Source organism: Streptomyces typhae (assembly GCF_009755605.1).
GTDB classification, from domain to species: domain Bacteria; phylum Actinomycetota; class Actinomycetes; order Streptomycetales; family Streptomycetaceae; genus Streptomyces; species Streptomyces typhae.
The window spans coordinates 151,577-163,611 of record NZ_WPNZ01000010.1 but is presented as its reverse complement, the minus strand read 5'-3'; the positions used below and the strand labels follow the sequence as shown (position 1 = coordinate 163,611).

General features: G+C 69.9%; 11 protein-coding genes. 7 read left to right on the top strand and 4 right to left on the bottom strand.

Annotation, left to right across the window (positions count from 1 at the left end; all coding sequences use genetic code 11):
• Positions 1-5: 5 nt before the first annotated feature.
• The 7 genes from gap to pgi all read left to right on the top strand — a co-directional run bounded on the left by gap (position 6) and on the right by pgi (position 7,307).
• Positions 6-1,016 carry a type I glyceraldehyde-3-phosphate dehydrogenase gene (gene gap, locus GPA10_RS19765; protein ID WP_058851592.1) on the top strand — a complete coding sequence of 337 codons (1,011 nt, stop codon included), beginning with the start codon at positions 6-8 and terminating at the stop codon, positions 1,014-1,016.
• Between the two features lie 127 nt (positions 1,017-1,143).
• Positions 1,144-2,355: a phosphoglycerate kinase gene (locus tag GPA10_RS19760; RefSeq protein ID WP_157166647.1), complete on the top strand. Its 1,212-nt coding sequence runs from the start codon at positions 1,144-1,146 to the stop codon at positions 2,353-2,355.
• An 8-nt stretch (positions 2,356-2,363) separates the two neighbouring features.
• Positions 2,364-3,149 carry a triose-phosphate isomerase gene (tpiA, locus tag GPA10_RS19755; protein WP_157166646.1) on the top strand — a complete coding sequence of 262 codons (786 nt, stop codon included), beginning with the start codon at positions 2,364-2,366 and terminating at the stop codon, positions 3,147-3,149.
• Positions 3,150-3,291: 142 nt separating this feature from the next.
• Entirely contained in the window at positions 3,292-3,522 is a 231-nt protein-coding gene (secG, locus tag GPA10_RS19750) for a preprotein translocase subunit SecG (RefSeq protein ID WP_030358806.1), read from the top strand.
• 251 nt (positions 3,523-3,773) lie between these two features.
• On the top strand, positions 3,774-4,109 hold the full coding sequence (locus GPA10_RS19745) for an RNA polymerase-binding protein RbpA (protein ID WP_003957010.1): 336 nt from the start codon (positions 3,774-3,776) through the stop codon (positions 4,107-4,109).
• A gap of 195 nt (positions 4,110-4,304) precedes the next feature.
• Positions 4,305-5,582 carry an MFS transporter gene (locus GPA10_RS19740; RefSeq protein WP_343041114.1) on the top strand — a complete coding sequence of 426 codons (1,278 nt, stop codon included), beginning with the start codon at positions 4,305-4,307 and terminating at the stop codon, positions 5,580-5,582.
• A 72-nt stretch (positions 5,583-5,654) separates the two neighbouring features.
• Positions 5,655-7,307: a glucose-6-phosphate isomerase gene (gene pgi / locus GPA10_RS19735; protein WP_157166645.1), complete on the top strand. Its 1,653-nt coding sequence runs from the start codon at positions 5,655-5,657 to the stop codon at positions 7,305-7,307.
• 97 nt (positions 7,308-7,404) lie between these two features.
• Here pgi and pgl read toward each other — a convergent pair whose 3' ends face one another.
• Genes pgl through tal form a run of 4 tightly spaced genes read right to left on the bottom strand, consistent with a single transcriptional unit; the run spans position 7,405 to position 12,008 of the window.
• Entirely contained in the window at positions 7,405-8,184 is a 780-nt protein-coding gene (gene pgl / locus GPA10_RS19730; protein ID WP_079086943.1) for a 6-phosphogluconolactonase, read from the bottom strand.
• Entirely contained in the window at positions 8,181-9,356 is a 1,176-nt protein-coding gene (opcA, locus tag GPA10_RS19725) for a glucose-6-phosphate dehydrogenase assembly protein OpcA (RefSeq protein WP_157166644.1), read from the bottom strand. Before opcA ends, pgl begins: the two co-directional genes overlap by 4 nt.
• Positions 9,353-10,885: a glucose-6-phosphate dehydrogenase gene (zwf, locus tag GPA10_RS19720; protein ID WP_058851587.1), complete on the bottom strand. Its 1,533-nt coding sequence runs from the start codon at positions 10,883-10,885 to the stop codon at positions 9,353-9,355. Before zwf ends, opcA begins: the two co-directional genes overlap by 4 nt.
• A gap of 4 nt (positions 10,886-10,889) precedes the next feature.
• Positions 10,890-12,008 (bottom strand): transaldolase, encoded by a 1,119-nt coding sequence (tal, locus tag GPA10_RS19715; RefSeq protein WP_157166643.1) that lies wholly within the window; start codon positions 12,006-12,008, stop codon positions 10,890-10,892.
• Positions 12,009-12,035 lie beyond the last annotated feature (27 nt).

The window sequence follows — 12,035 nt, the reverse complement described above, 5'->3', positions numbered from 1 at the left end:
GGTTCGTGACGATCCGCGTAGGCATCAACGGCTTCGGCCGCATCGGGCGCAACTACTTCCGCGCGCTGCTCGAGCAGGGTGCGGACATCGAGATCGTGGCTGTCAACGACCTGGGTGACACCGCCACGACGGCGCACCTGCTCAAGTACGACACGATCCTGGGCCGCCTCAAGGCCGAGGTGTCGCACACCGAGGACACCATCACCGTCGACGGCCACACCATCAAGGTGCTGTCCGAGCGCAACCCCGCCGACATCCCGTGGGGCGACCTCGGCGTCGACGTCGTGATCGAGTCCACCGGCATCTTCACCAAGCGCGACGACGCCGCGAAGCACCTCGCGGGTGGCGCGAAGAAGGTCCTCATCTCGGCTCCGGCCAAGGACGAGGACATCACCATCGTGATGGGCGTCAACCAGGACAAGTACGACGCGGCGAACCACCACGTCATCTCCAACGCCTCCTGCACCACCAACTGTGTGGCGCCGATGGCCAAGGTCCTCGACGAGAACTTCGGCATCGTCAAGGGCCTGATGACGACGGTGCACGCGTACACCAACGACCAGCGCATCCTGGACTTCCCGCACAAGGACCTGCGTCGCGCCCGCGCGGCCGCCGAGAACATCATCCCGACCACGACGGGCGCCGCGAAGGCCACCGCCCTGGTCCTGCCGCAGCTCAAGGGCAAGCTCGACGGCATCGCGATGCGCGTCCCGGTCCCGACGGGCTCGGCCACCGACCTGGTCGTGGAGCTTCAGCGCGAGGTCACCAAGGACGAGGTCAACGCCGCGTTCAAGAAGGCCGCCGACGACGGCGACCTCAAGGGCATCCTGTACTACACCGAGGACCCGATTGTGTCCTCGGACATCGTCAGCGACCCGGCGTCCTGCACCTTCGACTCCTCCCTGACCATGGTCCAGGAGGGCAAGTCGGTGAAGATCCTCGGCTGGTACGACAACGAGTGGGGCTACTCCAACCGCCTCGTCGACCTCACGGTCTTCGTCGGCGGTCAGCTCTAAGCGGTCCCCGTCTCAGAGCCAGGCATCCCGATGTGAGCACAGGGTCCGGACAGCGCGAGGTGGCGCGGTTCGGACCCTGTGGTGCGTGAGCCCCTCTCCAGAAGTCCGAGCCACGGAGTCCTATTACATGAAGACGATCGACGAACTTCTCGCCGACGGTGTCGCAGGCAAGCGGGTCTTCGTCCGCGCCGACCTCAACGTGCCGCTCGACGGCACGACCATCACCGACGACGGCCGCATCCGCGCGGTCGTGCCCACCGTCAAGGCGCTGGCCGACGCGGGCGCCCGCGTGGTCGTCGCCTCGCACCTGGGCCGCCCCAAGGGCGCCCCGGACCCGGCGTTCTCGCTGGCCCCGGCCGCCGCCCGGCTCGGTGAGCTCCTCGGGGCCGAGGTCCGCTTCGCCACCGACACCGTGGGGGACTCGGCCAGGGCCACCGCCGCGGGCCTCGCCGACGGCCAGGTCGCCGTCGTCGAGAACCTGCGTTTCAACGCCGGTGAGACGGCCAAGGACGACGCCGAGCGCGGTGCCTTCGCCGATCAGCTCGCCGAACTGGCCGATGTCTACGTGGGCGACGGCTTCGGCGCCGTGCACCGCAAGCACGCCTCGGTGTTCGACCTGCCGGCCCGGCTGCCGCACTACGCCGGGCACCTGATCAGCACCGAGGTCGGTGTCCTGAAGAAGCTCACCGAGGACGTCAAGAGGCCGTACGCGGTCGTTCTCGGCGGCGCCAAGGTCTCCGACAAGCTCGGTGTCATCGAGCACCTCCTGGAGAAGGCCGACCGCATCCTGATCGGCGGCGGCATGGCGTACACCTTCCTGAAGGCGCAGGGCCACGAGGTCGGCATCTCGCTCCTCCAGGAGGACCAGATCCCTGCCGTGCAGGGCTACTTGAAGCGCGCCGAGGAGCGGGGCGTCGAGTTCGTCCTGCCGACGGACGTCCTGGTCGCCGGTGAGTTCCCGGACCTGAGGACGAAGGCCCCGGCCAACCCGACCACGGTCGCCGCGGACGCCATCCCGGCCGACCAGGAGGGCCTCGACATCGGCCCCGAGACCCGCAAGCTCTACGCCTCCAAGCTCGCCGACGCGGCCACCGTCTTCTGGAACGGCCCCATGGGCGTCTTCGAGCACCCCGACTACGCCGAGGGCACCAAGGCGGTCGCCCAGGCACTTCTGGACTCCTCGGCCTTCACGGTCGTCGGCGGCGGCGACTCCGCCGCGGCCGTGCGCACCCTGGGCTTCGACGAGAACGCATTCGGCCACATCTCGACCGGTGGCGGCGCCTCCCTCGAATACCTCGAGGGCAAGACGCTCCCCGGCCTCGCCGCACTGGAGAACTGACACCCCTCATGACGAATCAGACCGCTCGCACGCCGCTGATGGCGGGCAACTGGAAGATGAACCTCAACCACCTCGAGGCCATCGCGCACGTCCAGAAGCTCGCTTTCGCGCTGGCCGACAAGGACTACGAGGCCGTCGAGGTCGCCGTCCTGCCGCCCTTCACCGACCTGCGCTCCGTGCAGACCCTGGTCGACGGCGACAAGCTGAAGATCAAGTACGGCGCCCAGGACATCTCGGCCCAGGACTCCGGGGCCTACACCGGCGAGATCTCGGGCCCGATGCTCGCCAAGCTGAAGTGCTCCTACGTGGCCGTCGGCCACTCCGAGCGCCGCCAGTACCACAACGAGACCGACGAGATCTGCAACGCCAAGGTCAAGGCCGCCTTCAAGCACGGCATCACGCCGATCCTGTGCATCGGCGAGGGCCTGGACATCCGCAAGGCGGGCCAGCAGGTCCAGTACACGCTCACCCAGCTCGACGGCGGCCTCAAGGACGTCCCCGCCGAGCAGGCCGAGTCCATCGTGATCGCCTACGAGCCGGTGTGGGCCATCGGCACCGGTGAGGTCGCGACCCCCGAGGACGCGCAGGAGGTCTGCGGCGCGATCCGCCGCCGTCTCGCCGAGCTGTACTCGCAGGAACTGGCCGACAAGGTCCGCATCCAGTACGGCGGCTCCGTGAAGGCGAAGAACGTCGCCGACATCATGGCGCAGCGTGACGTCGACGGTGCCCTGGTGGGCGGTGCGGCGCTCGACGCCGACGAGTTCGTCAAGATCGTTCGCTTCGGCGACCAGTGACGTCACCAGTGAGTATGCGCTAGCGGCGATACGTCGTACTCTTGCGGGGTCCGAGGCTTGCATTCTGAGTGTTCCGCACTCACGAAAGAGCTTCGGGCCCCGTCGTCGATTCAGATCCGAGGAAGTTGGTCCAGCCGTGGTTATGGGGTTCTCGATCGCCCTGATCGTCTTCAGCCTGCTGCTGATGCTGCTGGTGCTGATGCACAAGGGCAAGGGCGGCGGCCTTTCCGACATGTTCGGTGGCGGAATGCAGTCGTCCGTCGGCGGCTCCTCGGTCGCCGAGCGCAACCTCGACCGGATCACGGTCGTGGTCGGACTGCTGTGGTTCGCGAGCATCGTCGTGCTCGGCATCCTGATGAAGGTCAACAACTGACAGCTGACGTGGGCCGCTTGCCAATTCGGCGGCGGTTTGGTTCGCTGTCCCGCTCATAGCCCCATGTTCAGTACGCGCCCCCGTGCGCGGCTTATCATGGGGCTTGCGTGTCGGGGTGGGGTGTAACTCCCAACACTGGACGCGCGTTGGGCCTTACGTAGACTGAGGCGCCCGCAGCGGAGCCGGCAGTCGACCCCGCGGCGCAGCCGCCGTTCGACACAGGCAGCACCATCACGCAGGGAGTTACGACCGTGGCAAGTGGCAACGCGATCCGGGGAAGCCGGGTCGGGGCGGGGCCGATGGGCGAGGCCGAGCGCGGTGAGTCCGCGCCGCGACTGCGCATCTCCTTCTGGTGCTCCAACGGGCACGAGACGCAGCCGAGCTTCGCCAGCGACGCGCAGGTCCCCGACACCTGGGACTGCCCCCGCTGCGGCTTTCCGGCAGGCCAGGACCGGGACAACCCCCCGGACCCGCCGCGCACCGAGCCGTACAAGACCCATCTCGCCTACGTCCGCGAGCGGCGCAGCGACGCGGACGGCGAGGCCATCCTCGCGGAGGCGCTCGCCAAACTGCGGGGCGAGATCTGAGACGTCAACCGGCCGGACACCGAGAGGTGCCCGGCCGGAGCTGTATCTCCTCCCTGAGTTCCGCGCCCTCAGCGCCCTCAGTTCCGCGCCTTGAGTCCCGCACCTTGAGTGTCAGTGGCTACCTCTACGGTGGGTCCAGGTTCGGCGGATCATCATCGGTCCGGGCTGTGAACCACGGGGCTCGAAGGGGGAGTTGTGACGGCTGTTGTCGAGACGCCGGACACGGGCACGCGCAGCGTCGCCTGGCGCGGCGGCTTCGGACGGCTGTGGGGCGCCGCCGTCCTGTCCAGCTTCGGCGACGCGCTCCGCAAGGCCGCCCTGCCCCTGCTCGCCGCGTCCCTCACGGACGACCCGCTGCTCATCGCCTCCGTCACCGCCTGCGGATATCTGCCCTGGGTCGCCTTCGGCCTGCTCGGCGGCGCCGTCGCCGACCGGGTGGACCAGCGGCGCGCCATGTGGATGGTGGACGTGGTGCGCGGCGTGCTCGTGGCCGCCTTCGCGGTGGCCGTCGCCCTCGGCCACGCCACGATCGGGCTGCTCATCGCCCTGGCCCTGCTGCTCACGACCCTCCAGACCCTGTTCGACAACGCCGCCACGGCCCTGCTTCCCGCCCTCGTGGACCGCGACGCCCTGGGCAGCGCGAACGCCCGGCTGCTCACCGGACAGCAGTTCGCGGGCGGCCTCCTCGCCGCGCCCGCGGTGCCCTTCCTGATGACGGCGGGCCCCGGCCTGCCGTACGCGGCCGACGCGGCGACGTATCTGGTGGCGGCCGCGCTCGTGGCCTCCCTGCGGGTGCCCGTGCCCGAGCGTCCGCCCAGACCGGCGGGGGCCACCCTGCGGTCCGACATCGCCCGCGGCCTGCGCGCCCTGTGGCAGGACCGGGTCCTCAGGGGCCTGTGCGTGGCGACCGCGCTCGGCAACGTCGGCATAGGCGCGCTCATCGCCACCCTCGTCGTCCTCGTCACCCACTGGCTCGACGCGGGCAGCGGCGGATACGCGGCGGCCATAACGGCCTACGCGGCCGGAAGCCTGCTGGGCGGTGCGCTGGCGGGCAGGCTCGCCCGCAGGTTCGGACGCGTCCGCAGCGTGTTCGTCGCCGGAACGGCCCAGATCGCCGCGCTCGTGGCGATGGGGACGGTCCGCGACCTCACGGCGCTCGTCGTGAGCATGACGTTGTTCGGGGCCATGGGGATGGTGTGGAACGTCAGCAGCCACACCCTCATGCAGCAGCGCCCGCCCGCCGCCATGGTCGGCCGCGTCAGCTCGGCGTTCCGCACCCTGGCGGTCGCCGGAGCGCCCCTCGGCGCCGTCCTCGGCGGGGCCGTCGCGGCCCTGTGGGGGCCCAACACGCCGATGCTGCTCGCCGCCGCCCTGTTCGCACTCTCCGTCGTCGCCCTCGCCCCCGTGCTCAAGTCCACCGGCTCCGTGCCCGAGTCCACCGACAGCGGACAGACGACTCGCGGCGCGCGCTGATCAATTAGGTTGGAAGGGCAGCGGGGCGCACGCACGGTACTCAGGTTGCACGAGAGAGAGCTGAAGTCCGAGATGAATGCAGAAGTCCGCACCAGGCTGAATCAGACGCCCGAATGGACGGCGCTGGCCAAGCACAAGGAGCAGCTGGGGGAGGTGCGGCTGCGGGAGCTGTTCGACGCCGACCCCGCGCGCGCGGGAAAGTACACCCTCCAGGTCGGCGACCTGCACCTCGACTACTCCAAGCACCTGGTGACCGACGAGACCCTGGCGCTGCTCAGGGACCTGGCCGCGGCCACGGACGTCTTCGGCCTCCGCGACGCCATGTTCCGCGGCGAGAAGATCAACACCACGGAGGGCCGCGCGGTCCTGCACACCGCGCTGCGCGCCGCCCGCGACACGGTCGTCGAGGTGGACGGCGAGAACGTCGTACCGGCCGTGCACGCCGTGCTCGACAAGATGTCGTCCTTCTCCGACAAGGTCCGCTCGGGCGAGTGGACCGGCCACACCGGCAAGCGCATCAAGAACGTCGTCAACATCGGCATCGGCGGCTCCGACCTCGGTCCGGCGATGGCGTACGAGGCCTTGCGCTCCTTCACGGACCGTGAGCTGACCGTCCGCTTCGTGTCGAACGTCGACGGCGCCGACCTGCACGAGGCGATCCGGGACCTGGACGCCGCGGAGACGCTGTTCATCGTCGCCTCCAAGACGTTCACCACGATCGAGACGATCACGAACGCGACCTCCGCGCGGAACTGGCTGCTCACCGAGTTGCAGGCCGACGAGAGCGCGGTCGCCAAGCACTTCGTGGCGCTGTCGACGAACACGGAGAAGGTCTCCGACTTCGGCATCGACACGGCCAACATGTTCGAGTTCTGGGACTGGGTCGGCGGGCGCTACTCCTACGACTCGGCGATCGGCCTCTCCCTGATGATCGCCATCGGCCCGGACCGCTTCCGCGAGATGCTCGACGGCTTCCGCCTCGTCGACGACCACTTCCGCACGGCGTCCCCCGAGGAGAACGCACCGCTGCTGCTCGGCCTGCTCGGCATCTGGTACGGCAACTTCCACGACGCCCAGTCGCACGCGGTCCTGCCGTACTCGCACTACCTGTCCAAGTTCACGGCCTACCTCCAGCAGCTCGACATGGAGTCCAACGGCAAGTCCGTGGACCGCGACGGCAACCCGGTGCGGTGGCAGACGGGTCCCGTGGTGTGGGGCACCCCGGGCACGAACGGACAGCACGCGTACTACCAGCTCATCCACCAGGGCACCAAGATCATCCCGGCGGACTTCATCGGCTTCGCCGAGCCGGTGGCCGACCTGCGGCCGGGCCTGGTCGCCCAGCACGACCTGCTGATGGCCAACTTCTTCGCGCAGACGCAGGCCCTCGCCTTCGGCAAGACGCCGGACGAGGTCCGCGCCGAGGACGTTCCGGAAGAACTCGTTCCGCACAAGACGTTCCAGGGCAACCACCCGACGACGACGATCCTCGCGAGCGCGCTGACCCCCTCGGTCCTCGGCCAGCTCATCGCGCTCTACGAACACAAGGTCTTCGTGCAGGGCGCCGTCTGGAACATCGACTCCTTCGACCAGTGGGGCGTCGAACTCGGCAAGGTGCTCGCCAAGCGCGTCGAGCCCGCCCTGACGGAGGGCGCGGACGTGCCCGGCCTGGACGCGTCGACGACCGCGCTGGTCGCCAAGTACCGGGAGCTGCGCGGGCGCTGAGCCCCAGGCAGGACGAAGGGCCCCGGACCAGGTGCGGTCCGGGGCCCTTCGTCCTGTGGGCCAGGTCCTGTGGGCCAGGCCGACGCCGTCCTGTGGGTCAGGCCGACGCCGGGGGATACAGATCCCGCGGCAGCTGGGACGCCGCCGCCGCGTCCAGGAGCCACAGCGTGCGCGCCCTGCCGTACGCTCCCGCCGCCGGGGCCTGGACCTCGCCCGCCCCGGACAGCGCGATCGCCGCGGCCTTCGCCTTGTCCTCGCCCGCCGCGAGCAGCCACACCTCGCGGGCCGACCGGATCGCCGGCAGGGTGAGCGAGACGCGCGTGGGCGGCGGCTTGGGCGCGCCGTGGACGCCGACCACCGTGCGCTCGGTCTCCCGCACCGCGGGCGACTCCGGGAAGAGCGAGGCCACATGGGTGTCCGGGCCGACGCCCAGCATCAGGACGTCGAACGTCGGCACCGGCCCGTGGTCCTCGGGGCCCGCCGCCGCAGCGAGTTCGGCCGCGTACGACTCCGCCGCCGCGTCCGCCTCGTAGAGACCGTCGGACGCGGGCATCGGATGCACCCGCGCGGGGTCGAGCGGCACCGAGTCGAGCAGGGCCTCGCGGGCCTGCGTGTGGTTGCGCTCGGGGTCGCCGTCCGGCAGGAACCGCTCGTCGCCCCACCACAGGTCGAGCCGCGACCAGTCCACGGCATCGCGGGCGGGCGCCGCGCTGAGTGCCGCGAGCAGGCCGTTGCCGTTGCGGCCGCCGGTGAGGACCACGGAGGCGGAGCCGCGGGCCGACTGCGCGTCGACGATCCTTGTGATCAGCCGGGCCGCGGCGGCCTGGGCCATCAGCTCCTTGTCGCGGTGCACGACGAGCTGCGGGGCGGTGCTCACTTGGCGGCCGCCTTCTTGGCCGGGGCCTTCGCGGCCGCCTTCTTGGCGGTCCCCGACTTGCTCCCGCCGTCCTTGGCCGCAGAGTCGTCCTCGGCCGACGCGTCCCCTTCGGCGGCCGAACTCCCGGAGGAACCCGAACCGGAATCCGAGGAGGAACCCGAACCGGAATCCGAGGAGGAGCCCGAACCCGCACCCGGATCCGAGGACTCCTTGTCCCGCGAGTCCACCGAAGGCTCCGGAGCGACCGCCTCACCGAGCCGGTCCACGCCGAACTTCAGCGCGGCCGCGTAGGTGTCGTCCGGGTCCAGGCGCCGCAGCTCCTCCGCGATCAGCTCGGACGTCTCACGGCGCTTGAGCGCGACCGCGCGGTCCGGCTGGCCCTGGATCGACAGCGTCGCGAGGGAGCCGTCGGCACGGTCGAGGACGATCGGGCCGCAGTTGGTCTCCATCCGCACGCCCGTCAGGCCGGGGCCCGGCGACAGCGTTCGCTTGACCGGTACGCCCAGGCGCTCCGCGAGCCACATCGCGAGCAGTTCGACGCTCGGGTTGAACTCCTCGCCCTCCACCTGCGCACCGGTGACCTCGCAGGCCACCTGGTCCAGGGCGGCGGCCAGCATCGAGCGCCACGGCGTGATGCGGGTCCACGACAGGTCCGTGTCGCCGGGGTGGTAGGCCTCGGCGCGCGCGGTCAGCTCGTGGATGGGCTGCTCGGCCGCGTAGGTGTCGGTGACGCGGCGCTGGGCCAGGGCGCCGAGCGGGTCCTTGGCCGGGTCGAGCGGGGCGTTCACCGGCCACCACGCCACCACCGGCGCGTCCGGGAGCAGCAGGGGCAGGACCACCGACTGGGCGTGATTGAGCACCTCGCCGTACAGGCGCAGGATCACCGTCTCGCCGGTGCCCGCGTCCGCGCCGACCCGCACCTCGGCGTCGAGGCGCGACGTCGTGCGGTCGCGCGGCGAGCGCGAGACCCGCTTGATGACGACCAGGGTCCGCGAGGGGTGCTCGCGGGAGGCCTCGCTGGCCGCCCGCAGCGCGTCGTACGCGTTCTCCTCGTCGGTGACGATGACGAGGGTGAGCACCATGCCGACGGCCGGTGAGCCGATGGCGCGGCGGCCCTGCACGAGGGCCTTGTTGATCTTGCTGGCCGTGGTGTCCGTCAGGTCGATCTTCATGGCCGGCGCCAGCTCCGTCCGTCTCGTGCGAGCATTTCGTCCGCCTCGACCGGCCCCCAGGTGCCGGCCGGGTACTGCGCCGGCGTGCCGTTCTCGTCCCAGTGCTGCTCGATCGGGTCGAGGATGTTCCAGGACAGCTCGACCTCCTCCGTGCGCGGGAACAGGTTGGCGTCGCCGAGCAGCACGTCCAGGATCAGCCGTTCGTAGGCCTCCGGGCTGGACTCGGTGAAGGACTCGCCGTACGCGAAGTCCATCGACACGTCCCGGATCTCCATCGAGGTGCCCGGCACCTTCGAGCCGAAGCGGACCGTGATGCCCTCGTCCGGCTGGACGCGGATGACGATCGCGTTCTGCCCGAGCTCCTCCGTCGCCGTGTGGTCGAAGGGGGAGTGCGGGGCGCGCTGGAAGACGACCGCGATCTCCGTGACGCGGCGGCCGAGGCGCTTGCCGGTGCGCAGGTAGAAGGGCACGCCCGCCCAGCGGCGGTTGTCGACGCCCAGCTTGATCGCGGCATAGGTGTCGGTCTTCGACTTGGGGTCGATGCCCTCTTCCTGGAGGTAGCCGACCGCCTTCTCGCCGCCCTGCCAGCCCGCCGAGTACTGCCCGCGGACGGTGTCCTTGGACAGGTCCTTGGGCAGCCGCACCGCGCCGAGCACCTTCGCCTTCTCCGCGACCAGCGCGTTGGCGTCGAAGGACGCGGGCTCCTCCATGGCGGTCAGGGCCATGAGCTGGAGCAGGTGGTTCTGGATGACGTCGCGGGCGGCGCCGATGCCGTCGTAGTAGCCGGCCCGGCCGCCGATGCCGATGTCCTCGGCCATCGTGATCTGTACGTGGTCGACGTACGACCGGTTCCAGATCGGCTCGAACATCTGGTTGGCGAAGCGCAGCGCCAGGATGTTCTGGACGGTCTCCTTGCCGAGGTAGTGGTCGATCCGGAACACCTGGTCCGGGGCGAACACCTCGTGCACGATCGCGTTCAGGTCCTTGGCGGACTTCAGGTCGTGACCGAACGGCTTCTCGATGACGGCCCGGCGCCAGGAGCCCTCCGGCGCGTCCGCGAGCTCGTGCTTCTTCAGCTGCTGGACGACCTGCGGGAAGAACTTCGGGGGCACCGAGAGGTAGAAGGCGAAGTTGCCGCCCGTGCCCTGCGCCTTGTCGAGCTCCTGGATGGTGGACTTCAGCTGCTCGAAGGCGGCGTCGTCGTCGAAGTTGCCCTGGACGAAGCGCATCCCCTGGATGAGCTGCTGCCAGACCTCCTCGCGGAACGGCGTGCGCGAGTGCTGCTTGACCGCGTCGTGGACGACCTCGGCGAAGTCCTCGTCCTCCCAGTCGCGGCGGGCGAAACCGATCAGCGAGAAGCCCGGCGGCAGCAGACCCCGGTTGGCGAGGTCATAGACAGCAGGCATCAGCTTTTTACGGGACAAATCGCCCGTGACGCCGAAGATGACGAGGCCCGACGGCCCCGCGATGCGCGGGAGCCGTCGGTCCGCGGCGTCACGAAGCGGGTTGGCTCCATGAACTGCGGTCAAGGTGTCAGCCCTCCGAGGGGGAAAGGCGCTTCAGCTCCGCCTCGGTCGACTTGAGCAGGTCGTTCCAGGACGCCTCGAACTTCTGCACGCCCTCGTCCTCCAGGAGCTGCACGACCTCGTCGTAGGAGATCCCGAGCTTCTCCAGGGACGCGATGTCCGCGCGCGCCTGGTCGTAGGCACCGGCGATGGTGTTGCCGGTGACCGAGCCGTGGTCGGCGACGGCCTCCAGGGTGGCCTCGGGCATGGTGTTCACCGTGCCGGGGGCGACCAGGTCGTCCACGTACAGCGTGTCCTTGTACGCCTTGTCCTTGACGCCGGTCGACGCCCACAGGGGGCGCTGCTTGTTGGCGTGGGCCTTGTCGAGCGCGGCCCAGCGGTCGGAGCCGAAGACCTCCTCGTACGCCTCGTAGGCGAGCCGGGCGTTGGCGAGGGCGGCCTTGCCGCGCGCCGCCTTGGCCTCGTCGGTGCCCAGGGCGTCGATGCGCTTGTCGATCTCGGTGTCCACGCGGGACACGAAGAACGACGCCACCGAGTGGATCTTCGACAGGTCCAGGCCCGCCGCCTTGGCCTTCTCCAGGCCGGCGAGGTAGGCGTCCATGACCTCGCGGTAGCGCTCCAGGGAGAAGATCAGCGTGACGTTGACGCTGATGCCCCGGCCGATGACCTCGGTGATGGCCGGCAGGCCCGCCTTGGTCGCGGGGATCTTGATCAGCGTGTTCGGGCGGTCCACCAGCCACGCGAGCTGCTTGGCCTCGGCGACCGTGGCGCGCGTGTGGTGGGCGAGCCGCGGGTCGACCTCGATCGAGACCCGGCCGTCCTGGCCGTCGGTCGCGTCGAAGACCGGGCGCAGGATGTCGGCGGCGTCACGGACGTCCGCCGTCGTGATCATGCGAATGGCTTCCTCGACCGTGACCTTGCGGGCGGCGAGGTCGGTGAGCTGCGTGTCGTAGCCGTCGCCCTCCGAGATCGCCTTCTGGAAGATCGAGGGGTTGGTCGTGACGCCCACGACGTGCTGCTGGTCGATCAGCTCGGCGAGGTTGCCGGACGTGATCCGCTTGCGCGACAGGTCGTCCAGCCAGATCGCGACGCCTTCGTCGGAGAGGCGCTTGAGTGCGTCTGTCATGGAATTACATCTCCTACTTGGTCGTAT